This window comes from Pandoraea oxalativorans, assembly GCF_000972785.3.
Taxonomy (GTDB): Bacteria; Pseudomonadota; Gammaproteobacteria; order Burkholderiales; family Burkholderiaceae; genus Pandoraea; species Pandoraea oxalativorans.
This window is the reverse complement of record NZ_CP011253.3, coordinates 4,011,049-4,037,651: the sequence shown is the minus strand read 5'-3', so window position 1 is coordinate 4,037,651 and position 26,603 is coordinate 4,011,049. Positions and strand designations below refer to the sequence as shown.

General features: G+C 62.3%; 19 protein-coding genes and 1 pseudogene. 10 read left to right on the top strand and 10 right to left on the bottom strand.

Features of this window, described 5'->3' with window-relative positions; translation table 11 throughout:
* The first annotated feature begins 60 nt into the window (after positions 1-60).
* The 6 genes from MB84_RS17740 to MB84_RS17715 all read left to right on the top strand — a co-directional run bounded on the left by MB84_RS17740 (position 61) and on the right by MB84_RS17715 (position 12,827).
* Positions 61-4,971: an RCC1 domain-containing protein gene (locus MB84_RS17740; protein ID WP_046292718.1), complete on the top strand. Its 4,911-nt coding sequence runs from the start codon at positions 61-63 to the stop codon at positions 4,969-4,971.
* A 15-nt stretch (positions 4,972-4,986) separates the two neighbouring features.
* Positions 4,987-8,511, top strand: coding sequence for an RCC1 domain-containing protein (locus MB84_RS17735; RefSeq protein WP_157122778.1), 3,525 nt, complete (start codon positions 4,987-4,989; stop codon positions 8,509-8,511).
* Between the two features lie 130 nt (positions 8,512-8,641).
* Positions 8,642-9,175, top strand: a complete 534-nt coding sequence (locus MB84_RS17730) for a hypothetical protein (RefSeq protein WP_157122777.1) — start codon at positions 8,642-8,644, stop codon at positions 9,173-9,175.
* Entirely contained in the window at positions 9,121-10,287 is a 1,167-nt protein-coding gene (locus MB84_RS17725) for an Ig-like domain-containing protein (RefSeq protein ID WP_169835024.1), read from the top strand. Before MB84_RS17730 ends, MB84_RS17725 begins: the two co-directional genes overlap by 55 nt.
* 96 nt (positions 10,288-10,383) lie before the next feature.
* Positions 10,384-11,868, top strand: a complete 1,485-nt coding sequence (locus tag MB84_RS17720) for a hypothetical protein (protein WP_157122775.1) — start codon at positions 10,384-10,386, stop codon at positions 11,866-11,868.
* A gap of 290 nt (positions 11,869-12,158) precedes the next feature.
* Positions 12,159-12,827, top strand: coding sequence for an acyl-homoserine-lactone synthase (locus tag MB84_RS17715; protein WP_046292715.1), 669 nt, complete (start codon positions 12,159-12,161; stop codon positions 12,825-12,827).
* A gap of 92 nt (positions 12,828-12,919) precedes the next feature.
* On the opposite strand, the gene MB84_RS17710 is transcribed toward MB84_RS17715, so the two are convergent.
* Complete coding sequence (locus MB84_RS17710; protein ID WP_052652528.1) at positions 12,920-13,633, bottom strand: autoinducer binding domain-containing protein; 714 nt, start codon at positions 13,631-13,633, stop codon at positions 12,920-12,922.
* Between the two features lie 158 nt (positions 13,634-13,791).
* Here MB84_RS17710 and MB84_RS29995 point away from each other — a divergent pair, with 158 nt between their 5' ends.
* Positions 13,792-14,199 (top strand): hypothetical protein, encoded by a 408-nt coding sequence (locus MB84_RS29995; protein WP_157122774.1) that lies wholly within the window; start codon positions 13,792-13,794, stop codon positions 14,197-14,199.
* A gap of 189 nt (positions 14,200-14,388) precedes the next feature.
* On the opposite strand, the gene MB84_RS17705 is transcribed toward MB84_RS29995, so the two are convergent.
* From MB84_RS17705 to MB84_RS17675, 8 genes and pseudogenes are all read right to left on the bottom strand, one after another.
* Entirely contained in the window at positions 14,389-15,549 is a 1,161-nt protein-coding gene (locus tag MB84_RS17705) for an iron-containing alcohol dehydrogenase (protein ID WP_046292714.1), read from the bottom strand.
* A 38-nt stretch (positions 15,550-15,587) separates the two neighbouring features.
* Positions 15,588-16,088 carry an ATP-binding cassette domain-containing protein gene (locus MB84_RS17700; protein WP_245725397.1) on the bottom strand — a complete coding sequence of 167 codons (501 nt, stop codon included), beginning with the start codon at positions 16,086-16,088 and terminating at the stop codon, positions 15,588-15,590.
* Between the two features lie 49 nt (positions 16,089-16,137).
* A pseudogene (locus MB84_RS31610) lies at positions 16,138-16,230 on the bottom strand (ABC transporter ATP-binding protein); the annotation flags it as partial.
* Positions 16,223-16,987, bottom strand: a complete 765-nt coding sequence (locus tag MB84_RS17695; protein ID WP_046292713.1) for an ABC transporter ATP-binding protein — start codon at positions 16,985-16,987, stop codon at positions 16,223-16,225. The gene MB84_RS17695 and the pseudogene MB84_RS31610, both read right to left, overlap by 8 nt.
* Positions 16,988-16,997: 10 nt before the next feature.
* Entirely contained in the window at positions 16,998-18,014 is a 1,017-nt protein-coding gene (locus MB84_RS17690) for a branched-chain amino acid ABC transporter permease (protein WP_084009846.1), read from the bottom strand.
* Positions 18,011-18,907, bottom strand: coding sequence for a branched-chain amino acid ABC transporter permease (locus MB84_RS17685; RefSeq protein WP_046292712.1), 897 nt, complete (start codon positions 18,905-18,907; stop codon positions 18,011-18,013). Before MB84_RS17685 ends, MB84_RS17690 begins: the two co-directional genes overlap by 4 nt.
* A gap of 161 nt (positions 18,908-19,068) precedes the next feature.
* On the bottom strand, positions 19,069-20,361 hold the full coding sequence (locus MB84_RS17680; protein ID WP_084009845.1) for an ABC transporter substrate-binding protein: 1,293 nt from the start codon (positions 20,359-20,361) through the stop codon (positions 19,069-19,071).
* Positions 20,362-20,495: 134 nt separating this feature from the next.
* Positions 20,496-21,944: an NAD-dependent succinate-semialdehyde dehydrogenase gene (locus tag MB84_RS17675; RefSeq protein WP_046292711.1), complete on the bottom strand. Its 1,449-nt coding sequence runs from the start codon at positions 21,942-21,944 to the stop codon at positions 20,496-20,498.
* 268 nt (positions 21,945-22,212) lie between these two features.
* On the opposite strand from MB84_RS17675, the gene MB84_RS17670 reads away from it, so the two are divergent.
* Positions 22,213-23,064: an IclR family transcriptional regulator gene (locus MB84_RS17670; RefSeq protein ID WP_084009844.1), complete on the top strand. Its 852-nt coding sequence runs from the start codon at positions 22,213-22,215 to the stop codon at positions 23,062-23,064.
* A 489-nt stretch (positions 23,065-23,553) separates the two neighbouring features.
* Positions 23,554-24,210, top strand: coding sequence for a flavodoxin family protein (locus tag MB84_RS17665; protein ID WP_052652526.1), 657 nt, complete (start codon positions 23,554-23,556; stop codon positions 24,208-24,210).
* A gap of 184 nt (positions 24,211-24,394) precedes the next feature.
* On the opposite strand, the gene MB84_RS17660 is transcribed toward MB84_RS17665, so the two are convergent.
* Positions 24,395-25,111 carry a GntR family transcriptional regulator gene (locus MB84_RS17660; RefSeq protein ID WP_046292710.1) on the bottom strand — a complete coding sequence of 239 codons (717 nt, stop codon included), beginning with the start codon at positions 25,109-25,111 and terminating at the stop codon, positions 24,395-24,397.
* 187 nt (positions 25,112-25,298) lie between these two features.
* Between MB84_RS17660 and MB84_RS17655 the strand changes: the two genes are divergently transcribed.
* Positions 25,299-26,519, top strand: a complete 1,221-nt coding sequence (locus tag MB84_RS17655; protein WP_046292709.1) for a pyridoxal-phosphate-dependent aminotransferase family protein — start codon at positions 25,299-25,301, stop codon at positions 26,517-26,519.
* Positions 26,520-26,603: the final 84 nt, after the last annotated feature.

Genomic DNA, 26,603 nt, shown 5'->3' with positions numbered 1-26,603 from the left:
CTCGCCTCGTTTCACTCGTCACGGGGCTCGCATCTTTCCGAAGCACACCGGAGGTCGATCATGAACATCCGCGACAAATTTCCCCCGCGCGACGCCAGCCACCTTGATGAGACACGCCAGCTTCTGGCCCCTGAGGTGCCGTTGGCCGATGCCAACGGGGGGATTCGGAAGAAGGATGTCTACACCGACCTCGCTGACACGATCCAGGTGAATGTGCGCTGGTATAACTTTGTGGTGCGAGGCGACACGTTGAGGCTGTATTGGGGGCGGGACGATACGGCCGTCGACGTGATCACCGTCGAAAACACCAACGATTCGATCTTCCAGCTCAATGCTCCGGTGGTGGATGTGTTGGCGCAAGGAGACGGACTCATCGAGGTCTGGTATGAGCGGATCTCGGCGGGCGGCGATCCGGTGCCGCAGAAGTCCCCCGTTATTCAGGTGCTGGTCAAAACCACCGTACCCGGTGGCGATGACCCTGATCAGTCGACGTTCCCGCTAAACGAAAACCTGGCAAAGGTCATTTTGCCGCCGGGGCCCATCGAGGATCCGGTACCTCCGGAGGGCATCCTTGTCACAATTCCGGCATGGCAGAACATGGCGGCAGGCGACAAGGTGAGGCTGTTCTGGGCGCATCGGGGCACGGACTTCGACCCTATCGACGCGGCGCAAGTGGGCCAGCCGCTCGAATTGATGGTGCCGAAGTTCGTGATCGACGGCGTGGGCGGCGACAACGTGGCGGTGACTTACGAAATCCGTGACGCTGTCTCGAACTGGTCGGGCCGTGCCGGGCCGGCGTTCATCGAAGTGGATGTGGGGGGCACACTCTACGACGCCCCACTGGTGCCGCGGCTGGACAATGACGAACTGGACTACGATGCGCTCGCCGGTGCGGACGTGCAGGCTATCGCGGTGCGCAACGGCGACATGGCCGCAGGCGACGACGTCACCATCGTCTTCGAAGGACGGTCGTTCGAGGGATGGTTGGTCACATACACCGAAACGAAGCCGCTCGGTACCGGCGGCATGGTTGAGTTCTATCTGCCGAACGCCAAGATTGGCGAGGCTGTTCCCGGCGAAGGATCGGTGCTTTACCGCGTCGAAAACGCAGGCGTGAGCAAGGGCCGTTCCCGTCGTCAGTCGTTCACGATTCGGGGCGAAGCCGCGCCGCTACCGGCGCCGGAGGTGCGCGAAGCGGTGGGCAGCACGCTCGACCCGGGCGCCGTAGTGAACGGCGCGAACGTCGACATCGAGCCGTGGACGGGGATGGCTGTCGGGGATCTTGTCACCTTGCGTTGGGAAGGGACGACGGCGGGCGGGGATCCGGTGCCGTACACGGAGCCCAAACAACTGGCGGCGCCGGATATTGGCAATACGCTGAATTTCCTCGTGCCGTTTTCTCAGGTCTCCGCGATTGCCGGTGGCCGTGTCGTCGTGCATTACACGGTCGAGACCGATGTGAGCACGCGTTCGTCGGAACGACTCTCGCTCACGGTGCTCGAGAACGCAGCATTGCAGCCGCCGCTCGTAGAGGGCGAGACCGGTGGCGATCTGGATCCGTCGCTTGTGCCGGACGGGCCCGACTTGACGATCCCCCAATGGCCTCGCATGGCCGTGGGGGACTCCGTGACATGGTTCTGGCTGGGCACATCGGACGGCGGTCAGGAAAGCAAGACCGTCGTCGTGCAGTCCGTGGGCGATGTGGTGGCCAGGGTCGATCCGAACGTCCTCGCGATCAATGCGAACGGCAACGATAAGGTGACCGTGCTGTACGCAGTCACTTATGTGGGCGGAGGCACGTCGCAGTCGGTCATCAAAACACTGAACGTCCTGCCGCTACCGGAGAACCTGTTGCCTGCCCCGGTCGTGGAAGAAGCGGTGGACGACACCCTCAACCCGGACGACATCGACGACTTTGCCACGGTCACAGTGGCCCCGTACACAGGCATGGCCGACGGCGATGTGGTGTGGGTCTATTTCGGTGAGGGCAGCGGCGGTGGCGAGATGAGCCAGCACTTTCTCGTATCCGAAAACCACGTGGGTGTCGAGATCCAGATGTTCGTGCCCAAGGCGAAGGTCGAATTCTTCGACACGTCGAGCGTGACGGTGTATTACCGGGTTGTAAAAGGCGCGGGCGTCGAACAGCGCTCGCATCCGCTGGTGCTCAATGTCAGCTCGCCGCTTCGCTGGCCCGCGCCGCGCGTGCCGCAGGCCACTGGCGACTACCTCCCGGAAGATGCCTACCCGGTACTGGTTCACACGACCGTACTGAAGCATCCCGACATGCTTTCCGGGGACATCATCACCATCTATTGGGGCGAAGGTGCCCGGGAGTATTCCGACCGGGTGCCCGTCACCACGCCGATGGACTTTCCATTCCGTGTCGAGAAGGCGATTGTCAACCGATGGTTCGGCGAGACGGTGGCGATTCGTTACACGATTACGCGCGGCCCGCTCGTGATTCATTCGGAAGTGCTGAACTTGCGCGTGGGGGTCAAACCGACGGAACTGGCGTTGCCGGAGATGGACCAGGTCGTCGATGGCAAGCTCAATGTGTCCGACCTGACCTATGGCGCTGACGTGCGGGTGCCGATCTACGACGACATGAGGTGGGGCGATGTCGTGACCATCGAATGGGAGGGGGGAATCGACCACGGCGGATTGACGTTGGTGATTCAGGTGAGCGAGAACCAGATAGGCAAACCAATTGAAAGCTTCTTCGCAATCGGTGACGTCAGGCGTTTCGAGGGGCAGACGGTGACGGTCGACTATCGGATCGAAGGGGACCTGGGCACCCGGCAGTCCGACTCGATCGAATTCGATGTCGTGAGCGAAGCTACGACGCTGGAGCCGCCGAGAATTCCGGCCGTCGTCAACGGCGAACTGGATCCACGTCAGGTCATCAACGGCGCTCAGGTCATCGTGCCGTACTCCGCAGGCAACATGCAGCAGGGAGACATCATCTCTATGCTCTGGGACTGCACGAACGACGGTGGCGATCACACCGCGTCCGCGCCCGTCGGCGGTGGCACTGTCGACATCACGTTCACCGTGCCCTATGCAAAAGTCGAAGCCGGGATTGACGGGACCGTGACCGTCTCGTACGAAGTTCGGCGTGGCGGGAACGTCATCGGGTCAGGTACGGCGACGGCCTTCGTCATCAAGATGACGGAACTGCCTGCCGTGGTGATCGTCGAGGCCAATGGCGACAATCTGGATCCGGACGATGTGCCGGTAACGGGAGCGACGGCGGAAATCGCGGAGACGGCGGTGTTTGTGCTGGGCGACATCGTGACGTTGTTCTGGGAGGGAGCCACCGACTATCAGGTGCCTCACACCATCGCGGCGGTCGACGTGGGCAAGGCGCTGCGTCTGATGATTCCGAAAGCCTACGTCGACGCCAGCAATGGCTCCGTCGCCTCGGTCTATTACACGATTGTGCGCAAAGTAGGGGGGCATACCGAAACGTCGCCGACAGCCACTTACGACGTGGGCCGCGAGCTTGGCAGGGGAGATCTGCTGGTGCTCGGTGCGCGCAACGGCAGCGCGGCGTATCGCGCGTCGAGCTCGCCGCGATACCTGCGAGCCGTCAGCGCGACGACGCGTCAGGACATCGTTGTCGAGTGGCGCTATAAGGACGACGTAACCGCCTTCACCGGATCGTCGTTCCTCGACACTCAGCCGTGGCGTTCGCTTAGCGTGCGAACGGAAGACGCATCCACGTCGATTCGTCCCGTGCATCTGGCGGGCACGGGAACCGACAGCGCCTCCACCACGGGGGCGGCGGCGTTCGGTGCCCTGCTCAAGCAGACTGGACCGTATGCTTGGGGACACCTCAGCTGGGGCGCCAATATCCCTTCTGATTACATCGGCATGGACGGGTTTGTCGAGATCAGCACGACACCGTCGTCCATGGCGGCACGCCTGTACAACGGTACGGTCGTCGCCTGGGGACAGGCCAATACCGGTGGCGTGGTCTCGCCAATGCCGATCAACGTGAAGCGTGTGGTAGGGAACGCCGCCGCGTTCGCCGGGATGCGCAATGATGGAACGTTGCTTGCCTGGGGCAATCCCGCTAACGGAGGTCAGCTCTCGCAGGCTGCTCTTTTGGTTCGGGATGCCGAGAGTCTGGCGTCCACCGGCGGCGCGTTCTGTGTCCGGCGCGCGACCGGCACACTTGTTGCGTGGGGTGCGGCGACGCACGGCGGAGCGATGCCGCCGGCCCACGACACCACGCCGTTCGCGAGCGTGATGGGTAACTTCATGGCGTTTTGTGCGTTGACTCCCGACGGGAGGCTGGCGGCGTGGCAAGACGCGGCCTACGGCGGGGTACTGTCCGCGGAGGCGGCTGCGGCACGGAATGTCGCGTCGCTCGCGAGCGCAACGGCACGTGCCTTCGCCGTGCTCACTACCGAGCGCAAGGTCATCGCCTGGGGGCCGGAATCGCACGGCGGCGTGGTCTCCGATGCGGCCAGGCTCGTCACCGATTTTGTCGAGATCACCGCCACGTGGGGGGCGTTTTGCGGTCGCCGCGAGAACGGCAGGCTGATTCTGTGGGGCGACACGACGCGCGGTAACAGTCTCCCTCCCGCGTACGCAAACGAGGACTTCGTGCAAGTTGTCGGCACTGCGCGCGCGTTTGCCGGGTTGCTTCGCGACGGTCGCGTACTCACGTGGGGAGACCCGAACTTCGGTGGCAATTCGTCGGCGGTCGCACCGCGGCTGGTGAACATTCGCGCGGTGTATTCCAACAGCGAAGCGTTTGCTGCGATACGCCATGACGGCGGAGTCGTGACCTGGGGTATTGCGAACGGCGGCGGCACGCTGACGCCAGCGCAAGAGGCGCTGCTCAACGAGCACATGCGCTACGAAGCGGAAGGGAGTGCCGTGGACGCTGCATCGCCTCAAGGGCGTGCGCTCGCGTTGTTCCAGCAAAAGCGGATGACCTCAACGAACATTGCGGCCGAGTAACAGGGAGAGATGGTCATGGACACGAAACTCAACACTTCCGGTCGCACCGGCGCACGCGCGGCTGAACCGCACACCGCCCCCGAAATCGAGGGCGTGACAAATGGGAAACTCGATCCGGCGCTCGTGCCCGATGGACCGACGTACACGATTCCCGAATGGGCCGGCATGGCCGTAGGCGACTTTGTGCAGTGGTACTGGCTCGGCACGTCGGCGGGCGGGCAGGACATGGGAGAGCTCACCGTCGAGACCGTCGGCGATGTGGTCGCGACCGTGGCGCGCGGCGTGGTCGAGATCAACGCCAACGGCGGAGATAAGGTCACTGCCGTGTATGCCGTGACGCCCGAAGGCGGTACGCGCGAAGAGTCCGCCGCCACTGTCTTCGACGTGCTGCCGTTGGCCGGTGGCGAAACATTGCCGCCGCCGACGGTACTCGAAGCCGATGAGGGGGGGCTCGATCCGGACAACATCGGTATCGACATCACCGTGTTCGTCGATGTGTACGACGGCATGATTGATGGTGACAACGTCTGGGTCTATTTCGGTCAGGGAACGGACGGCGAGCACAGCGAACATTTCATGGTCTCCGACAAGGTCGTCGGCAAGCCGGTGGAGATGTACGTCCCGAAAGCCAAAGTCGAGCGTCTCGACGGAACCTCCGTGACCGTGTACTACGAGGTCATGCGCGCGGCTGGGTCGACCGACGTGTCGCAAGATCTGGTGCTTTGGGTGGGGGAGCCCATCGCGGGGCCGCGCTGGCCCGCGCCGTATGTAGAGGAGGCCGACGGCGACTACTTGCCGGACGGCGCTTACCCGCGAGGTGTCCGCACCGTTGTGCCGCTGCACGATGACATGCAGGTGGGCGACGTGATCCATCTGTATTGGGGGAGCGGCGAACGGGAATACACCGACTCCGTGAACATTACACAGTTGAGGGATTTCTCGTTTCGGGTAGACAAGGACATCGTGGACCGCTGGTACGGCGAAGTGGTCGCGGTGCGTTACACGCTTACGCACGGCACCAGCGTAATTCACTCGGAAGTGCTCCATCTTGGCGTTGCCGTCGAGCCTGCGGGCCTGCCGCCGCCAGAGATGTCGGAAGTCGTCAACGGCATCCTCAATGTTTCGGATCTGGCACGTGACACCGATGTCACGGTGCCTGTGTACGAGGGCATGGCATCGGGTGATGTCATCTACATCGACTGGGGGCCCGGTGCGGGAAATGGTGGGCTCACGCTTTTGGACCAAGTGACGGAAGGTATGGTCGGCAGGCCGGTGACCGCTTACTTCGAGACCGATGCGATCGCACCGTTCGTTGGAGAAACGATCCCGGTGTCTTACCGAATCGAAGGCACATCCGTCAACGCCAAGTCCGACGACCTTCTGGTGACGGTGGTTCGCGAGTCGGCGACGCTGAGTCCGCCCGACATCCCGGCGGTCAAAGGCGGGATGCTGGACCCACGACAGGTATCGAATGGCGTCGAAGTCGTCGTCCCGTACTCCCGGCAATACATGCAGCAAGGCTACCTGATTCGTCTGACGTGGCGTTGCAGCAACGATGACGCGGACTACACCACGAGCAAGCCAGTGGGCGGGGGGACTAACGACATCCTGTTCACGGTGCCTTTCGCGACCATCGAGGCGGGTATCGATGGCACCGTCACCGTCAGCTATGAGGTGCTGGTGGGAGAGGACGTCGTGGCGTCTGGCGCGGCCGATGCGTTCACGATCTACCAGGCGCCGTTGCCAGCTGTCGTGCTGGTCGAGGCGGTCGGCAGTAACCTGAATCCGGATCACATACCGCCCGAAGGTGCGACGGTGGACATCGGCGAGAGTGCGATGTTTGCGCTTGACGATATTGTCACGGTGCATTGGAAAGGCGTCACGGATTATTCGATACCGCCCTACACCATCAAGTCCGCCGACGTTGGCAATGCGATCGAATTACTCTTGCCGAAGGCGACCGTCAATGCGAGTAACGGCACGGTTGTCTCGGTGACTTACGAGGTTCTACGCAAGGCGTCGCAACTTACGGAGACCTCCCCGCCGTCGACCTACGACGTGGGCCGTGAGTTGGCGCGCGGAGATCTGATTGTGTTGGGGGCGCGCAATGCCGATTCGGATTATCGCAACGCAGGGGCATCCCGGTATCTGCGTGCCGTGGAAGCGGCGACACGCAGCGACATCGTCGTCGAGTGGCGGTATGAGGGCGATACGGCCTCGGAGTCCGGCTCGTCGTTCTTCGACCGCGAGCCATGGCGCTTGCTTCACGTGCGAACCGAAGATGCGTCCCTGTCGGTGCTTCCTCTGCATGTGGCCGGATCGGGGGTCGACAGCGTTCTGGCTACCGGTGCGGCAGCGTACGGCGCGTTGTTCGCCACCAGCGGGCCATACGCGTGGGGGCAGGCCGCTCATGGCGGAGAGATCGACTCGTCATTCATGGGGTTCGATGCTGCGGAAGTCAGCGCGACACAGCATGCCTTGGTAGCACGGCTAAGCGATGGCCGCGCGCTGGCGTGGGGCAACCCTACGAACGGTGGTTCGGTAAGTCCGTTTCCGACCAATGTGGCGCGGATCGTCGGCAATGTGGGGGCCTTTGCATATATACGCCGGGACGGGACGCTGGGGGCGTGGGGCAATCCCGGGACCGCCGGTGTGGTGACGGGAGACGCCGCTACCGTGAACGATGCCGCCTCGATAATTCCCTGTTCGCAGGCATTTTGTTGCATGCGTGCCAATGGTCAACTGGTTGCGTGGGGAGAGGCGGCACATGGCGGGGTCATACCGCCTTTGTTCGACGGAGAAGCGTTCGTGAGCGTTCGGGGGGGCATGTACACGTTTTGTGCGTTGCGTCCCGATGGCGGGCTCATCGCGTGGGGAAGCGAGGCCAACGGGGGAAAACTGTCAGACGAAGCTGCAGTAGCGCGCAATATCGCCGAGATTGCCGCGTCGACCCACGGCGCGTTTGCTGTCATTACCACCGAGCGAAAGGTGATGGCGTGGGGGCGCGAGCCGTATGGCGGCGAGGTTCCCGAAGCCATCGAACTTATCGACGACATCGTTGAAGTCGTGGCGAACACCAAGGTGTTTTGTGCGCGGCGCGCTAACGGCAAAGTGGTGACGTGGGGTGGTACTGCGCCGACCGACAACCACGGCTATCCACTTCCCAATGAATTGGCACTGGAGGAATTTATCCAGGTCACGGCGTCGTCGACTGCCTTCGCCGGGCTCAAGCGCGATGGCACCGTACTGACGTGGGGCGACCCCGCGCGAGGCGGCGACTCATCGGCGGTTCAGGCGAAGCTGGTCGATATCCGGGCCGTGTATGCCAACAGTCAGGGGTTCACGGCGATCCCGGCGCGGGGTGGGGCCGTGACGTGGGGCGTCGCCGCCGGAGGGGGCTCGCCAACGTTGATCCAGCAGAACCTTCTGGACCAGAACCTGCGCTACGACGCCGAAGGATCCGCCGTTGCCGCGGCGTCGCCGCAGGGCGCTGCGCTTGCCGCGTATCGCTTGCGAAAGGCCCGGGCGGCGAAGGCGTGAACGCAGCCGCCGTGCATGGCGTATGAGGGCGCGACGGCGACTGCCGCCGCGCCCGGCGTCATCGCTGCGCACGCCTGAGATTCACTTTCGCACATTCTGTGGGGTCGACCGATCCCAGGGAGGCATGACCATGACAACGACAAGCACTTCTGCGCAACGCACCGGATCGTCTGCATCGGTAGCGCGCCGCCGCCACGCGGGCGTCACGAATCTGCCTGCCCCGACGCTTCCGCATCTGGAGAGCGGGGGCGGCATTCTCGACCCCAATCTGCCAAGAACGAATGTCACGGTGCCCGTGTATGACGGCAAGGCCCTGGACGACCTGATTACGTTGCACTGGGACGCCCCAGTGACTGGCGTGTACACCGATTCGGTTCCGGTCACGACGCCCAATCTTGGAATTCCGATCACTTTCCAGGTCGTGAAGGAGGAGATCAAGCCGAACGAAGGCACGACCGTTCACGTCTTCTACACGGTCTCGCGCAATGGCGTCGTTGTCGAGACTTCATTGCCGACGGACGTTCCCGTCGGTGAACAGGTCGCGGAACCGGGCGATGTCGAGCCACCTGCTATCGAAGGCGTTGCCGGTGGCGTGCTCAATCTTGTCATGTGCCTGAAGCAGGTGCGGCCGCCATCGTGGCCCCCTATGAAGGCATGGGCATAGGCGACATCGTGTTCATCGATATCAACGATTCGGCGTGGGAGGATTATGTGATGATCCTCCACGCGGTACAGGTGGGACAGCCTGTGTCGTTTGTGATTCCGAAGGCTGAGTTGCAACGATACTCGGGCACGACGATCACGGTGGGGACCGTAGTGGCAAACAATGGCGAACTGATCGAATCGAATCGGCTTTCGATCCGGGTCGTGGAACCCGTCGGGGAGTTGCCGGTCGTGCGCGTGACTGGCGCTATCGGCAATTCGCTGAAACCGGAAGACATCGTCGGCAACTTCGTCGAGGTGATCGTCGGGCCGTATCCCGGGATTGCCGAGGGTGACAGGATCACGTTCCGGTGGGTCAATGCAAGTGGAAGTCCTGCGCCGTTCGAGGCCACACGCGACGTCGGTGCCACGCCCGCGCAGGATTACGTCTTCGAGGTGCCGCGTGCCCATGCGGATCAGAATCAGGACCTGTCGGCCACGCTGTCTTACATCGTGACACGAGGCACGGCGCAAACCCCTTCGGACCCGTTCGTGTTGTGGTTCGGCGAAGCGTTCGAGGCGCCGCATGACGTGGACATGTCCATCTATCGTTACATCGTCGGGAAGAAAGCGCCCGTGAGCGTGCCCGCATTTGCGAGGCTCAGCCGGGAGGCGAAATTCGGCACGGCGCCGTATCGCTACGAGAGTACCGACCCAACGCTGGCCAGCGTCGACAGTGCTGGCAACGTGACGTTCCTCGGCAGCGGCACGGTACAGATTTCCGCGACCGATAACCGCAACGAAACCCGTTCGTTCACGCTGACGATCCGAGGACTGAAGCGGATGTTCTTCGTGAGTCCGTCGGCCGACTTCGCCGGTGCGGCGGCGGCGTGTGCGGCGGCCGGACTCGACGTGCCGACGATTGACGACCTGAAAGCGTTCTGGGTGACGTACTTCGAGAGTTCGGGACCCGTGGCCATCTACATGGGCTGGCTTTCCTACTTGTTCTGGAGCGGCACGCCATTGGGGGCGGGGACGGCCTATGCCTACGACCTGAACGGCCTTGACGAGCAACAGAACGCGAAAGGGCGCAACGAGGCCGACTACTACCAGGTGGTCGGTGTCATTTCATGACGTTATGAGGTCACGAGTCGTCCAGGCCAGAGGGCACTGCGCCCCTGAGCCGTCGATGTAACGTTCCGGGAGCATGCCTCCCGCGCGAGGTGTTCCATGTCGAAGAGAATGTGGCATGCAGCACGGCTGTGGGTGACGCCGGTGCTGTTGGCGGTGTTCGCCTGTGCCTGCACAACGATTGCGAAAACGCCGGTTCCCGCGCTCTCCGATACGACGAGCGTCGCCGCCAGCACCGCACCACGTCTGGAGGGGGCGGACGTCGCATTCACCGTGAATCGGCGCTATGCGCAGACGCCAGGCAAATGCTTCGTCAGCAGCCCGGCGTTCGAGTGTTCGGGAGTCCTGTTGCGACCCGCGCCCCCCGGGGCAATAACCGACGCTTTTTGGCGCATCGGTGCCGATGAGATCGCGGCCGGTCATGCCCGCCTCGACTATGCCCGGCAGGATCTCCCGGCGGTGAATCTGTCGAACCCGGTGGGGTTCGTCCTTGCGGATCGCCCCTCGGCTGTGGGGAGCGGGCAGCCTTACACGCTCGTGTGCGGACGTGCGCCGCTCGGCCAAACATTGCCGCCGTGCACCGGGGATCCCGATGGTGTCGGCGTGAGTCTGTGGAACGTTGCCAATCCTGCGGCACTGGCCGTGCAGGCCGTGTATTACGACGTGGCGCACGGTGGCCAGTTGTCGCAGGCGCTGCGTTATCAGAAGCAGTATTACGACGGCACTGGGCAATGGGTTCCCATTCTCATCGCGACGATAGGGGACGGCACAGCGACCGCATTCGGCTTTAACGAGCGCGATCAGCTCAACTGGGGGTTCACGGTGGCGCGCGACCTTGAGGCACGCCATGCCGATACCCGCATGACATGCCCCGGCAATACGGCGCCCTACAACTGTTCGGGGGTGCTGATCCGTATTACGGGGTCTGGAGACTTCAAGTCATGGAATCCGACCGAACTCTCCATGACCCGAAACGGTGTGTCCTTCTCGTATGCACGAGCCGATATGGCGTTGAAAACGACGCACTCCGGCGGACCGGGCATCATCATGAGGGAATTACAGGCCCCGACGGCGCATCCGCTGACGTGGCGATGTGCTTTTCCTACGAATGGCAATACGAATGCGAGGGGCGACAGTTGTCCGACGCCCAACGGTGACGCACGCTTGTGCGATGCCAGAGGCATCCTGACCGCGACGCAATGGAAAAATTCGTACGGGGTCGATTCGGCGGTCGCTTGCGGCCTTTCACCCTCCGCATCCCAGTTCGCCGTGTTGCAGGAGTTGCGACAGACCGTCAACAGTGAGCACAACGAGGTCGTTATCGCCGCGTGGCCGCAGAACATCCCGGAACAGATTCCGATCGAAGCCTGGTTCTATCCGACCGCAGATGCCAAGCCGGGGGCTGTACACATTCAGCAGGACTACATGGCGACGACGGGACACTTCATGCCGGTTCTCGCGGTCACGCTGACCAACCCCGCGGGTTCGATCTACGTCTATCGGGTCGACGATCAGGTCGGTGCGATGAGTCCCGGTTCGGTGCTAACGGTGCCGGGTAATGGCGGGCCGTATCCCGATTGGTGACGATTTGCAGGCCGTGGCATCGCTCGATGATCGAAGCATTTCCAGCGTGGCGCGCGCACTTCGCCGACGTCGATGTCGGCGCTTTTTTTCACCCATTTTCAGAAAAAACAGTGCTCCCGAAGGGGCAATGCAATCGAGGAACGTCGCGGGGAAATCTCGATAAATGAGCGATTCCTGATGGCAAATTTCTGCAATCGACATGCCATGTGTCGCACCTGTCAACGTTGACAGTTTTCGCTTCATTTCTGCGTCGCTAATCTGCCTTCATCTACTAACGATGGAGGTTTGGAATGCGAGTCGATGTGATGCGCGGTGCTCAGTTGATCCCTTCTGCAAGAGGCGAAATCGCGCGCTTTCGCCACCGGGTTTTCGTGCAGAAACTGGGGTGGGAGATGAGATCGTCGTCGCAATGTGGGATGTCGGCGGTAGGTGAGGAGTCCGACGAATATGACCGCGACGACACCATTTACGTCACGCTTCGCCACGAAGACGCCATTGTCGGATGCGCTCGCCTCCTACCGGCAACACATCGTTATTTGCTCGCCGATCACTTCCCCCATCTCGTAGACGATCTTCCTGCTGCCATTCAAATGGGAGACGGCTTCGACATGGGGGAAGGGGCTTGCGCGACGCCGGTGTGGGAGCTGTCGCGCTTTGCCTGCGAGCCGCCACAGGCGGAGGGCGTGTACCCGAGTCATACGCAGGCGCAGCAGGCGACGCAAGGGGCGAGGGAATTGTTGCGTGCTGCGGTTTTCACTGCAAGCTCGCTGGGCGCGCGTCGATTGATCGGCGTGACGTTCGTCAGTCTGGCGCGTTTGTTCGCGCGCATTGGCGTGCCCACCCACAAGCTTGGTGCGGCTTACCGGATCGACGGTCGGTTGGTGGCGGCGTACCGTATCGACATCGATAATACGACGCGCATGGCGCTGGGGTTGTCGTGCGTTATGTCGAACAATTGAGTGTCGACGACCGGTGCGCCACGAAGGTGGTGTCGTCGGTCCAGCCTCCCCCACGCCTTCGAGGCATGACTCCGGCAGCGGGGGAGCGAGGGTTAGCGCCACATCACCAGTCGTATGGCGCTCTGCACCTTGTTGCGGCAGCCGGTTTTATCGAGGCAGTTGCGAATGTGGAAATTGACCGTACGTGTCGAGATACCGAGGATGTCGCCGATCTCGTCTGCGGTTTTTCCCTCTGCGGTCCACAACAGAACTTCGCGCTCGCGCGTCGACAATGTTTCAATGTCGAAAGGCGGACGTTCAGCTCGCAACAGGCGGCTCATCGACTCGTGCGTGTAGTTCGCCAGCACACCCATGCCGACTTGCAGTGAGTTCAACTCGATCGGTGTGAGGTATTGCGTCGATCGGCCGAAGCTCAACAGACCGAATTCGCCGTGAGGCCCCCAGCTCGAGCGCGCGACACCGTGATTCAGGCCAAAGTCGTTTGCATCGCGCCATAACTCGGGTGCTGCGGGCAGGGTGGGATCGCGCCAGGACAGTAGCCTTTCCGTATGTGCGCCGACGGCGACGGTCGGATCGACGTTGAGAAATCCCTTTTCGCTATAGTGCGCCATCCATCCGGTCGGATAGCTGTCGAAGACACGCACTTCCGATTGTGTCGCGCTCCGATGATGACGGAAACCGTAACAGCAATATTCGAAGCCGATGCGTTTTGAGAACGAATCGATGCGCTGAAAAAGCTTCTGTGAGTCGGTTATTCCACTGCAATCGTCGTGGATAGTTTCGAGCAAATGCATCAAGGCAGACATGATGTCTCCAGGGGGGAATCCGATGCTTGTGCGTTTAAATGCTTACTTTAGAGACACCGATTCCGAAAGTGCGCACGACGCCACCGTGACGAATTACGTCGCGTCGGCCCCTGGGTCATGCTGCTATGACGGAGTATTTAAGTGAGTGCTGTAAAAGGATGGTGTCGCTGACGTTGGCAATCGTTTCGCACGCCGTGGCAAATGCAATAAATCGAAAGCACTACGTAACGGTGTCGGGCGGCTCTGTCCGCATGTATGAACTTGATTCCGTCCACCGATGGGCTGAAGAATATCAACCGGTTAACCGGATTTCAATGATTGCATTGAAAATATTGAAAAACGGGACTTCTCGAAAATCAAGATATTTTTTTGTTTTTTTGTTTCAGGAAAAAATCAAAAAAATATCTAAGATCGACTTCCGTAATGCGAGCGTTATCAATTGTATTTTTGGCTCGGTATTATGCGGAGTTTATTTATGGCGAATGTTAATCGCTTTTGGTGGGGGTTGCAATTATAAATTAATTGCTTATTTAAATTTACAAGACATCAAGTTCGATGGGTTTTGATTGCGGCGCGGATCGAATTGGCGAGCGCTTCTTCGTCGGGGGAACGGCCTTTTTCACGCGCGCGTCTGCGGCAGAGAAAAGGGCGCTGCGTGCTATCCAGCGCCTATTTTGACGAAGACAGGAAAGACGGAAGGCTTTGGGGGAGGCTGGCGAGCGCGTGCGGGTTATCGACGCATCGCCAGCGCAACATCAGAACGCTGCCGAGTAGATAGCGAAAGCGTCGGCTTCTGACACTTCGCGGGGGTTGTTGACGAGAAGGCGCGTCTGAAGCATGGCGTCGCTGGCCATACGCGCGATGTCATCCTGCTTGACGCCCACTTCGCGCAGCGTGCGCGGAATGGCGGTCTCGACGATCATCGACTCGATGTGCCGGATCAGCGCATCGGTTTTCGCTTCATCGCTGCCGGTCGCCTTCACGGGAAGAATCACGTCGGCGAGTTCTGCGTAAAGCTTGCTGGCAGCGGGCGCATTGAAGCGCATGACGTGCGAGAGCACCAGCGCGTTCGACAGGCCGTGGGCGACGTGGAAGATGCCGCCGATCGGGTAGGCGAGCGCGTGGACGGCGGCGACCGGCGAGTTGGCGAACGACTGTCCGGCGAACATCGCGCCGACGAGCATGGCTTCGCGCGCTTCGCGGTTTGCGCCATCGTTGCAGGCGGGCAGGAGATTGCGCGAGAGCAATTCCAGGGCCTTCACGGCGAGCATGTCCGAGATCGGATTTTTCAGGTGTGCCGACGTATAGGCTTCGATCGCGTGCACCATCGCGTCGATGCCGGTGGCGGCAGTGGCAGCGCGCGGCAGACCGAGCGTGAGTTCCGCGTCGAGGATTGCGAGATCGGCAAAGAGTTGCGGTGCGACGACACCCATCTTCGTCGTCTCGCCGGTCGTCACGATCGACACGGCCGTGACTTCGGAACCGGTGCCTGCGGTCGTCGGCATTTGCACCAGCGGCAGGCGTGTACCCGTCACCTTCTTCACGCCGTACATGTCCTTGATGGACTGCGTGCCCGGCAGCAGCACTGCGAGCAGCTTGGCCACGTCCATCGACGAACCGCCGCCCAGACCCAGCACGATTTCGGCGTCTGCCGCGCGAGCGCGTTCGGCGGCTTCGAGCACCACGTGCTCGGGCGGATCGGCGATCACGTCGTCGATGACCGACACTTGCCAGTCGTGCTTCGTCAGATCGGCCAGCGCCGGGGCGAGCAGACCGCTCTTATGCAAGAAGCCGTCCGTGACCACGCACAGGCGTTTGCCCGACGGAAACTGCTCGCGCAGCAGCGCACCCAGGCGGCGCGCTGCACCGAATTCCACGACGACGGTGGGGACCGTCTGGAAACGAAATGCGTTCATGATCGCTTTCCTATTTTCCTATGAAGACTTGATGAGACTTACGCGACCATCTGGCCGCGGTCGATTCGGTAGACGTTATCGAGCACTGCCCCGGCGTGCTGCAAATCCGCACCCGAGAGAATGACGGCGAGGCCTTCGCCGCGCATCTGGCCGATCACTTCGGCAATGCGCTTCGAGAGTGCCGGGGCCACGCCTTCGAACGGTTCGTCGAGCATCAGCAGGCGCGAACTCGTCATCAGCGCGCGACCGACGGCCACCAGTTTCTGCTGGCCGCCCGACAATTGCAAGGCGCGGCGCGGGGCCCACTCGCGGGCTTCCGGAATGATGCGGTAGACCTTGTCCAGACGCGCCTGTACATCCTTCGCCTTGAGTGCCCACGCAGGCACGCACAGGTTTTCTTCCACCGTCATGTCCGGGATCAGACGGCGGTCCTCCGGCGCATAACCGATGCCCAGTGCCGTGCGTTCGTGCGACGGCGCTTTGACCAGATCCACGCCATCGAACGTCAACGTCCCGCCGTTTGCCTTCACAAGACCCATGATCGCGCGCAGACGTCGTCGTCTTGCCAGCGCCGTTGCGACCGATCAGCCCGACGATGGCGCCCTTCGGCACCGAGAACTGCACGCCCCGAAGAATGTCCGTCGCGCCGAAGCGCACATTCAGATTTCCGACTTCAAGCATGGGCTACCTCGCCAGCCATATTTCCCGACGCCGGCGCTGCGGCCACCGTCTCGCCAATGATCAACTCGCGCACTTGCGGGTCGGCCAGCACCACGTCGGGTGTGCCATCCGCCAGGATGCGGCCGTCGCAGAACGCCAGCACGCGGTCGCTGTAGCGGCGCACGATTTCCATGTCGTGCTCCACGAACAGCACCGTAATGCCCAGCGCACGCGCAGCATCCAGCACGCGATTCATCACGTCGAACTTCTCTTCTGCTGCGACACCCGACGTTGGCTCGTCAAGCAGCAGGACTTCCGGTTTGCAGACCATCGCGAGCGCGATGTCGAGCAGCTTGCGCACGCCTTCAGGCAAGGTGCCCGACATCATGTCGGCAAACTCCAGCACGCCCAGACGCGCCAGGCTCTCGTTCGCCAGATCCGCCGACAAACCCGAAATCGCCAGTGCAATCTCGATGTTCTCGCGCGCGGTCTGCGAGCCGAACAACTGCGGAATCTGGAACGAACGCGCAATGCCCAGACGCGTGATCTTGCGCGGTGCCAAGCCCGTAATGCGCTTGCCACGGAACATGATTTCGCCGCGATCCGGCTTGATGTAGCCCGTGAGCATGTTGACGAACGTCGTCTTGCCCGCGCCGTTCGTGCCGATCAGGCCAACCACGCTCTGTGCGTCGATGTTGACGGTGATGTCCTTCGCGGGCGTTACGCTCCCGAAGGTCTTGTGCAGGCCCGTAGCCTCAATGATGTGTGTCGTTGCCATCTCGTGCCCCTTATGTCGCGTCGGCCGAAGCGCTGACTTTCGCAGTCGCCGTCTGCGTGACGGGATGTGCCGCTGTCGCCTTGCGACGTCCCAGGCCCAGACTCGTGAGACCGCCCGGCAGGAAGGCGATGATGGCGAGCATGATCGCGCCCATCACGATTTGCCACGTGTTCGGTGCGTAGCGATACGCCATCGCCCGCGCCACTTCGAGCAGCAGCGCGCCGATGAACGGCGAGAAAGCGAAGCGGGTGCCCGAGAGCACGGCGATGAAGACGAATTCGCCCGACGTGGTCCAGAACGCCATGTCCGGATCGATGTGACCGATGTTGAACGCCTGCAACGCGCCGCCGAGACCGGCGAGCGCGCCCGCAATTACGTACGTCAGATGAATGTTGCGGCGGGCGGAGGTGCCCAGATATTCCACACGGATCTCGTTGTCCTTGATCGCGGGGCCGAGGCGTCCCTGCGTGGAGCGCATGTACACGGCCACGGCCATGACGCACACGATGGCGGCGATGAAGCCCACCGCGAACAGGTTCGTGCCCGTGAGCTGCCACGGCTCGGCACTGCTGCCGAGGGTCGGGGCGTTCACGTTGAAGCCGTCGCTGCCGCCGAGTTCGACGTTATTGAGCAGCAGGCCGTAGCAGATCATCGACAACGCCAGCGTAAGCATCGCGAAGAAGATGTCGCGATAGCGCGCCAGCAAAAAGCCGAGCACGAAGGCCAGCACGGCCGACACGAGCATCGACACGGCGAGCAGCGCGAACAGTTCCGTCAGTCCGTAGTAGTTCATGCCGAGGCCCACGCAATACGCGCCGACCGCGAAGAACAACGCCTGACCGAACGATGCGAGACCCGTGCGCAGCAGCAGCGCCAGACCCAGTGCGACGATGCCCTTCGACAACGCCACCGACACCAGAAACTGCCATTGGGGCAGGGCGAGACCTGCTGCGCCGATGACGACGAAACCGACCACCGCGAGCCACGTGCCGGGCGCGCGCAGTTGGGAACAGATTGCGGAACTCATATCTTGCGAGCCTCCAGCGGAGCGAAGATGCCTTTCGGACGCACAGCCAGCACCAGCGCCATGACGATGTAGATGGAGAACAGCTCGCCTTGTGGCCAGTAATGCACGGCACTCGCGCGCACCAGACCCACGAGCAACGCACCGAACGCCGCGCCGGGCAGCGAACCCAGGCCGCCGATCACGACGACGGCGAACGTAAGCACCACGATCTCCACACCCATGCCGGGCGCGACCGACACGGTCGGTGCGGTGAGTGCGCCACCGATGGCGGCGAGGACCGCACCGGCCATGAACGTCACCACGAAATAGCGACTCACGCGAATACCCATCGCCTGACTGACTTCACGGTCGTGAATCACCGCGCGCAGCAAACGGCCGCTACGGGTGAACTTCAGGAACGCCGTGAGGCCGACGCCCGCGACGAGCGCCACGCCCACGATCAGGAAGTTGTAGTTCGGGTACGAGAGATCGCCGAGGTCGAAGTTGCCGAGGAAGCTGTACGGTTCCGAGACCGAGTACGGATCGACGCCCCAGACGAGTTTGATGGCGTCTTCCATGATGAGGAAGAGCGCATAGGTGACGAGCAGCAGCACCACGGGGTCCTGCCCGTAGAAGCGCTTCAGAATGCCGCGCTCCATGATCAAACCGATGGCTCCACCTGCGACAATGGCCGCCAGCACGAGCAACAGATAGCTCACGTAAAGATTGCCGCCCTGGGCAACCCACGGGCCGATCAACGTCACGCCAGCATACGCGCCCAACGCGTACAGGCTGCCGTGCGCCATGTTCAAGATTTTGAGCACGCCGTAGACGAGGGTCAGTCCCAGAGCTACCAGGAACAGCCACGCGGCGTACATCACCCCGTCCACCAGGACGGCGTAGATCTGCGACATCTCGCATTCTCCTTGGAACGCAATGCAGCAAGTGGCGTGATGACCACGTCGCGCGCATTGCGGGTACCGCTTTATTGCCAGGGGACGAGAGGACGAGACGTGCCCATCCTCCCGAACTTGATGCTTAAGTGTTACGTGACAGGGATCTGCCGGGGGATGGCTTAGTGCTTCAGGCCGCCCTTGATCCAGTCGGCCGACTTCACGCCTTCAGGCGGCGTCACTTCGGCGATCGAGTACTGCTTCACGTCCGTCACAGTGACCTTGCCGTTCACGTTCTTCACGATGCCGAACGCGGTGCCTTGCGCAGCCTGGTGCCCCTTGCCCAACGTCAGACCGATCTTGCCCGCCGGTGCTTCGAAGGCGAGGTGTTCGAACGACGCGATGACCTGCTCGGGCGTGGGTTGCTTGCCGCCGTTCGCGGCTTGCGCCTTCTCGTAAGCGGCCTTGAGCGCGAGGATGCTCTGGTTCATCTTGTACGACGGGTAGCTCGGCGTGTCGTTGAACTTGGCGCTGTAGGCGGTGCGCAGCCAGCGGTTGAGTGCGTTGTCCGGCGCGAACATGCCATACATGCCGCGTGCGCCGATGATCACGCCGTCGGGCAGACGCGTCTTGCCGTGTGTGGCCGTCTCACCGGCGGTGAGCACCGTGAGCGACTTCTTGAAAAGGTCGCGCGGACCGGCTTGCACGACGAGACCTTCGAGGTCGCCGCCCCAGAAGCTCGAATGCAGCACGTCCGGGTGGGCGGCGAGCAGGCTCGAAATGCCCGCGTTGTACTGACCTGCGCCGAGTTGCGGCATTTGCGAGCTGACCGACTTGGCGTTCGGCTTGAGCGACTTGAGCGTGCCTTCGAAGTCGGCCCAGGCGTCCTGACCCCAGGCGTAGTTCTGATTGATGCCCGCGTACGTTTGCAGATCCGGCTTGCGCTCGGCGACGTAGCGGGCAGCGCCCACGTTGTCCATCGTGGCCGTGGCCACCGGGCGGAAGACGTACTTGAAGCTCGCGTCTTCGAACACGCGCGGCGTGCCGCAATCGAAGAACAGCGTGACCTTCTTCATTTCTTCGGCCACCGGTGCAATCGCCAGACAGTTGCCCGACGAGGTGTAGCCGACGACGTAATCGACGCCTTGGTTCAACAGGTTGCGGTATTCGCTGACCTGCTTGCTCGTGCTGCCCGCTTCGTCGATATAGACGAGTTCGATCGGTGCACCGCCGAAGCCCTTCGTGGCATACGGGGCCGGCACCTTGCCAGCGTTCAGCTCGGCAGCGGTGACTTCGGCGGCGTTCTTGGCCGGCACGCCGAAGGGACCGGCGGCAGCCCCCGACATGAACGTCACGATGCCGATCTTGATCGGGCGGGCATCGGCGTGTGCCGTGGTGGCAACCGAGGCGATCGCGGCGCCGGCCGCAAGTGCGAGAGCAAGCGGCTTCATGCCGCGCTGGATAACGCGCTTCATACTGGTTTCCTTTGGTGGTGTTGCGACGCGTACGTCGATGGGTGTCGATGTATGTCGATTTATGAACGTGCGGAGTCTGATGCCCCGGTGCGGTGCCCGGGCCTGCCGGACGTATGCCCGGCAGGCCACCTACCTCACACTTGCAGGCACAGGTACTTCATTTCGAGGTATTCCTCGATGCCGTAGCGCGAGCCTTCGCGGCCCACGCCCGATTGCTTGATGCCGCCGAAAGGGGCGACTTCGTTGGAGATCAGGCCGGTGTTCAGGCCGACCATGCCGTATTCGAGCGCTTCGGACGTGCGCCAGGCACGGGCGATGTCACGCGTATACAGATAGGCGGCGAGGCCGAATTCGGTGTCGTTCGCGAGTGCGATGGCGTCGGCGTCGCGCGTGAAGCGGAAGAGCGGGGCGACCGGCCCGAAGATTTCTTCGCGGGCCATGCGCATTTGCGACGTGGCGTCGGCGATCACGGTCGGTGCGTAGTAAGTGCCGCCCAGTGCATGGGCTTCGCCGCCCACGAGCACGCGAGCGCCACGCGACTTCGCGTCTTCGACCAGCGTCACGACCTTGTCGACGGCTTTGCCTTCGATCAGCGGGCCGATGACCACGCCGTCTTCCAGACCGTTGCCAACCTTCATTTCGGCGACGCGCCGGGCGAACTTCTCGGCGAACACGTCGTAGACGCCGTCCTGAATGTAGAAGCGGTTCGCGCACACGCAGGTCTGACCGCCATTGCGGTACTTCGCGGCGAGTGCGCCTTCGACGGCGGCATCGATGTCGGCATCGTCGAACACGATGAACGGCGCGTTGCCGCCCAGCTCCAGCGACAGACGCTTGACCGTGGGGGCGCACTGCGCCATCAGCAGACGGCCTACGCCGGTCGAGCCGGTGAACGACAGCTTGCGCACGCTCGGGTGCGACGTCAACACGCCGCCCACGGCGCGGGCGTCGCCAGTGACGACCTGGAACACGCCGCCGGGAATGCCAGCGCGATGTGCCAGCTCGGCCAGTGCGAAGGCAGACAGCGGGGTGAGTTCGGACGGCTTGACCACGATGGCGCAGCCAGCCGCCAGTGCCGGGGCGACCTTGCGCGTGATCATCGCGGCAGGGAAGTTCCACGGCGTGATGGCGGCACAAACACCGACCGGTTGCTTGATGGTGACCAGTCGCTTGTCGGCGGCGGGCGTGGCGAGTACGTCGCCGTCCACGCGCTTGGCCTCTTCCGCGAACCATTCGATGAAGCTGGCCGCGTAGGCGATCTCACCGCGGGCTTCGGCCAGCGGCTTGCCTTGTTCGCGCGTCATCAGGTACGCGAGGTCGTCGGTGTTCGCAATCATCAGATCGAACCAGCGGCGCAGCACATTGGCGCGTTCCTTGCCGGTGCGGGCGGCCCATGCCTTCTGGGCGGCTTCGGCGGCGCTCACGGCGCGCGTGGTTTCCTCTGCGCCGAGCTCCGGCACTTTGGCCAGCACTTCGCCGGTCGCCGGGTCGAGCACGTCGAACGTCTTGCCGCTGTCGGCCGAGATCCATTGACCGTCGACCCATGCAAGGGTCTTGAAAAGGTGGGTGTCTTTGAGTTGCATGGCAAGTAGGCCGGGCGGGCCGGCGTTTCCTATGGGCAGTGTCTCGGGTTGTTGCTTGCCGTTCTATCTATTGAACGGTATTCTATGTATTGAATGCGATTCTACGTATTGAACGTTTTGGGTGCAACTAAGGGGTTTTCCCTAGGCCGGAATGAGAATGACTTGCCCGTACCATGCTGGCGGCGTGTCGGTCGTTACCCGGCCCGTCCACCCGATGCATCCCGACACAATCGACGCCGTTTCCCGAGATTCCCGAGATCCCCGATTCATGCCAAAGCGCAAACTCGATCTGCCTGCCAACGCTTCTGCGGCGAACGCCGCCGCCCATTCCGACGAGCCGCTAAAGACCACAGCGCCTGCCGTGGTGCGGGCTGTGCATGTCCTCGATGTGATTGCGGCGTCGTCCGAACCGGTGGCGCTGGCCGATCTCGCGCGCGAGACGGGCGTGCCGAAGAGCACGCTGCATGGCTTGTGCGACACGCTGGTCAAACTGCGTCTGGTGAAGCGTCATGCCAACGGCGGCATGACGATGGGGTCGTATGTGATGGGATGGGCGAATGCGTTCCTTTCGCAGACCAACATTACCGAGGAGTTCCGGGCGGTCTGGGAAACGTCGCGTGCATTCTCGGAAGAAACCGTGACACTGTCCGTGCTCGATGGCGCGGAAGTGATCTATCTCGCGTGCCATAACGGCAACCGTCCGCTGGGCGTGACGTTTCGCATCGGCATGCGCTTGCCCGCGCCCTATACGGCGACCGGCAAAGCCATGCTCTCGACATTGCCGCCGGGCGAGGCGGCCGATTTGCTGGCGGGGGCGTGGCCTGCACCGCTCACGCGTGCGAGCGTCGCGACCTATCCCGCATTGGCCGAAGAGATGGCGCAAGTGCGTCGCGACGGTTATTCGATCGACAACGGGCAGATGCGCGAAGGCATGATCTGCTTCGGCGCACCGGTGTTCGACGCGAGCGGTGAGCGTGCAGTCGCCGGGCTGGCGGTGAGTTTTCTGACCAATGAGATCGATGCGCAGACCGGACAACGCATCGGTCGCCAGATGCGCGAATTGGCCGATCAGTTGTCGGTGAGACTTGGCGCGTCCGCCGGGGCAACGTCACGGCGCTAAACCGGCGTCGTCTACGCAGAATGCCCGCACGAGACGTTCGTGCTTCGTTGAGTCGAACTCATGCGGTTTGCGGGAACTGTCGAGCGTCCGACGGCGCAACCTGCGCTGTCGGACATCGCGAATCTTCCCGTAATTGCCCCTGCCACCGGTGGGGCCATGAGCCTTCGGCTCCGCCTGTCGGGGCTGTTCCGCCCACTGGCCTGCCGCGCCTTGCTGCAAGGGCTTTTCGGCCGGTGGCGTCCACGGCGGCGCGCCGTCAGCGCCGCGCCATCTTCCTGTCAGTTTCGCGCTCGCGAAGTGACAGCATCCTGAATTCGTTCGATTGTTATCTTTAACGGAACAGTCATGTCCATGAATGCGGGCTATTCCCTAGGGGTTATCACTGGCATTATCTGGCCTTGACTGATGTCCAGACAGCCAGAGGAAGCGTAGGGAAGCGCGATCCCGGCGGTGCCATGGGGCGGACATCCAATTGGGAAGCACTACGCCATGTCCAATATCGCAATCGTGTATTACTCGCAGGGCGGCGCAACCGCCATGATTGCCCATTCGGTCGCCCAGGGCGTGAATGACGCGGGCGCACACGCACAACTGTTCAGCATCGAGCCGCATCAGGTGATCGGCAATCAATGGCACGACGAAGTCATGCTGTCGCGTCTGGCTGCGGCCGACGCCATTATCTTCGGTGCACCGGCGTTTCAGGGCGGCGTTGCCGCCGCATTCAAGGCTTTCGCCGACGCCACCACGGGCATGTGGCGCGCACGCAGTTGGCGCAACAAGGTCGCGGGCGGATTCGCGTTCAGTTGCCGCTCCGGCGAAGACAAGCGCAACACGCTCGACTACTTTGCCGCGCTGGCTGCACAGCACGGCATGGTGTGGGCCGATGCGCAAGCCGACGACGCCGAATTCGAGATGCGCGGCGCGGCAGGATCGCCGGTCACGCGTTTCGCTGGCGATTTCCCGGCGGTCACGGCGCCGGGCGTCGAAGTCGACGCGGCCTATGCGCTCGATCCGGCCGATGTCATCGCTGGCAAGCAGTACGGTCGTAACGTGGCTTCGCTTGTTGCGCGCCTTGCGGGAGAAGTGCTGGAGTCACCGGCCGTCCTGGCGCGTCGGGCACTGGAAGCGGCAGAGCGTCGGCTGTAACGGCGTACAGCGGCGATGCGTCGGTGGGTCCCGCGCGCAGCGAAGCATTGCGCGGCAAAGGTCGTCGTCAATGCTGCCCGAGAGAAGGTGGCGACAAAGTCAGTCGCAAAGCAAACGGCACGTTGAGTGAATGCACTCGCGTGCCGTTTGTCGTTTGATGTGATGTTGGCCGAGATGCCGCGCGTCAGTTGCTCGGGGCGTCGCTTGCCGGTTCGGCGTGAATTTGCAGGACGGCGTCGCGCTTGGCCAGTAAATGCTTGCGCAGAATCTCGCCGAGTCGTTTGCCGTCGCGTCGCTCCAGCGCGTCGATCATCTGCTCGTGCTCGTGAATGGCGCGGTCCCACTTGTCCGAATGGAAGTTCGAGCGAAAGCGCAGCGCCATCAGCCTGCGGTTGATCGCCAGATAAGTCTGTCGCAACGCGCCGTTGCGCGCCGCTTCGTTGATGCGATCGTGAATCGCCTGATTCCGCGCGTAATAGCCCGGCAGGTCCTGCTGCACGCGGCACGCGAGCATGGCGTAATGCAAGGCCTTGATCTCTGCGAGTTCGACGGCTGTCATACGCTCGGCTGCCAACTCCCCCGAGAATGCTTCAAGCGCGCTCATGAGTTCGAACATCTCGCGGATTTCCTTCTCCGTCATGCGCGCGACGCTCGCGCCGCGATTCGGTGCGATCTCGATGAGTCCTTCGGCGGCCAGCACCTTGAACGCTTCGCGCAGCGGCGTGCGCGAGATGCCCAGCGTCTCGCACAACTCGCGTTCGTTGAGCTTGACCCCGGGGGAAAGCACCCCCTCGATGATGAGGCGTCGGAGGTGCTCGACGACGGTGTCGTGCAATCGCAGGCGTTCGACACGCGGGATTTCGGGGGCGGCAATCGTCGACGTGTTATCCATTTTTTGCATTCAAAATCATCAAATCGGCATCAGGCGTCATGGTCGCGATTGTAGCGCACCGTATCAGGCGTCCGTATCTCTAGGGTAAACGACTGTATTAAAAGCGCTTCTCACCCCTTGCGAAAGTCATCGGCTCTGCTAAAGTATTTTGAATGCAAAATTCAAAAACGAATTTTCCAAGAGGAGATAGACGTTCATGTTGAAGCTCGATTTCCATCCCTCGGGTCGCCATTTCCTGCAGATTCCTGGTCCGAGCCCGGTGCCCGATCGCATTCTGCGCGCCATGAGCTATCCGACGATCGATCACCGCGGCCCCGAATTCGGGGCGCTCGGTCGCAAGGTGCTCGCCGACATCAAGAAGATTTTCAAAACCGAACAGCCGGTGGTGATTTATCCGGCGTCGGGCACTGGCGCATGGGAAGCGGCGCTGACGAACACGCTCTCGCCAGGCGATCACGTACTGATGTTCGAGACCGGCCACTTCTCCACGCTGTGGAAGAAGATGGCCGAAAACCTCGGCCTGAAGCCGGAGTTCATCGGCCTGCCGGGCACTGATGGCTGGCGTCGTGGCGTGCAGCCGGACATGATCGAAGCGCGTCTGCGCGAAGACACCGGCCACGCGATCAAGGCGGTGTGCGTGGTGCACAACGAAACGTCCACCGGTGTGACCTCGGATATCGCGGCCGTGCGTCGCGCCATCGATGCGGCAAAGCACCCGGCGCTGCTGCTCGTCGACACGATCTCGGGCCTCGGCTCGGCCGACTACCGCCATGACGAATGGGGTGTCGACGTCACCGTCTCGGGCTCGCAAAAGGGTCTGATGCTGCCACCCGGCATCAGCTTCAATGCCGTCTCGCCCAAGGCGCTGGAAGCCGGTAAGCAGGCCAGGCTGCCGCGTGCCTTTTGGGGCTGGCAGGAAATCATCGAAGCGAACAAGAACGGCTACTGGCCGTACACGCCGAACACGAACCTCTTGTACGGCCTGTCCGAAGCGCTGGACATGATTCTGGAAGAAGGGCTGGACAACGTGTTTGCCCGTCACCAGCGACTGGCCGAGGCGACGCGTCGCGCGGTCAACGCCTGGGGGCTGGAGATTCAGTGTCAGGATCCGGCGGTGTACAGCCCGGTGCTCACCGGTGTGGTCATGCCGCAAGGCGTGGACGCCGACGAAGTCCGCAAACGCATTTACGAACGCTTCGACATGTCGCTCGGTCAGGCGCTCGGCAAGATCCGCGGCACGATGTTCCGTATCGGCCATCTGGGCGACTGCAACGACCTGACGCTCATGGCGACGCTCTCCGGTTGTGAAATGGGCCTGCAAATCTCTGGCGTGAAGCTGGCGGGTTCGGGTGTCGTCGCGGCAATGGACTATCTGGCGAAGGCAAAAGACACGCCGTCGCTCAAGGTCGCCGCGTAACCTGCCGTTAGTAATCCTAACCAGGAGACGCGGAGCGTCGGCGTCTCGATGTATGAAACGCCGGCGCTCCTGAAGTAAAACGCT